General features: G+C 60.9%; 1 protein-coding gene. It reads left to right on the top strand.

Annotated elements, in window-relative coordinates; all coding sequences use genetic code 11:
* Positions 1-62: 62 nt before the first annotated feature.
* Positions 63-1,096 (top strand): acyltransferase (locus ENZ74_RS32605; protein WP_164761433.1); only part of this gene is annotated, 1,034 nt, incomplete at its 3' end.

The following is a 1,096-nucleotide window of genomic DNA, read 5'->3' as shown; positions in this document are numbered from 1 at the left end:
CGCCGCATGAGCGTGTCGGGTGCGGCCGCACGGATCATGGTGGTCGCGCGCGAGCCGGCCGGATGAACTACCGGCGCGACATCGACGGCCTGCGGGCCGTTGCGGTGCTGCCCGTCGTGCTCTTCCATTTCGGCGTGTCCGCCATTCCTGGCGGCTTCACCGGTGTCGACATCTTCTTCGTCATATCGGGCTATCTGATCAGCTGCAGCCTGCCCGATGATCTTGAGCGGGGCCAGTTCTCGATCGGCCGCTTCTACTGGCGCCGCGCCCGGCGCATCCTGCCGGCGCTGACCTTCGTCATCCTGCTCTCGAGCATTGCCGCCTGGTTCATCCTTCTGCCTTCGGATCTCCACGAATTCAGCCTTAGCGTGATCGCCGCCGCGACCTTCTGGTCGAATATCTATTTCTGGAGAACGATGAACTATTTCTCCATCGACGCAGAACTGCGGCCGCTCCTGCACACATGGTCGCTTTCGGTGGAAGAGCAGTATTATATCTTCGCGCCGATCCTGCTTTATCTGATCCACCGATACGTCTCGAAGCGCTGGCTGACGGTACTTCTGCCGATGGCCGTCGGCAGCTTTGCCCTGGCAGTCATAGCAACCTCGCTGGCACCGACGGCAGGCTTCTATCTCTTGCCGACGCGCATATGGGAGCTGGCGCTGGGCGCCATGCTGATGTTGCGGAAGCCTCCGGTCCTAGCCGGTCGGCTGGCGGTGGAACTGATCGGCCTCGCCGGCTTTGCCCTGATTGCGTTTGGCTTTGTGATGATTTCGGACAGCGATCCGTTTCCCGGCTACAATGCCCTATTCCCCTGCATCGGAACAGCACTGCTGATCTATGCTGGCCAGGATAACGCGGACAGGCCGGCACCTGTCGCCACTCGCGTGCTTCGGTTGGCGCCGCTGGTCTGGGTCGGCCTGATTTCCTATTCGCTTTACCTCGTCCACTGGCCAATCAACTCGTTCGTCCATTATCTCTCGCTGAAGACCGTCGGTGTGCCAACGATTGTCGCGATGACGGTGGCCAGTTTCGCCCTGGCGGCATTCTCCTGGAAATATGTCGAGCAGCCCTTCCGCCAGAAACGAGCCTATAC

Origin of the sequence: Mesorhizobium sp. M7A.F.Ca.CA.002.15.2.1 (genome assembly GCF_003998715.1) — a bacterium.
Taxonomy (GTDB): Bacteria; Pseudomonadota; Alphaproteobacteria; order Rhizobiales; family Rhizobiaceae; genus Mesorhizobium; species Mesorhizobium ciceri.
The sequence above is the reverse complement of the archived record's forward strand: the minus strand, read 5'-3'. Positions and strand labels throughout refer to the sequence as shown.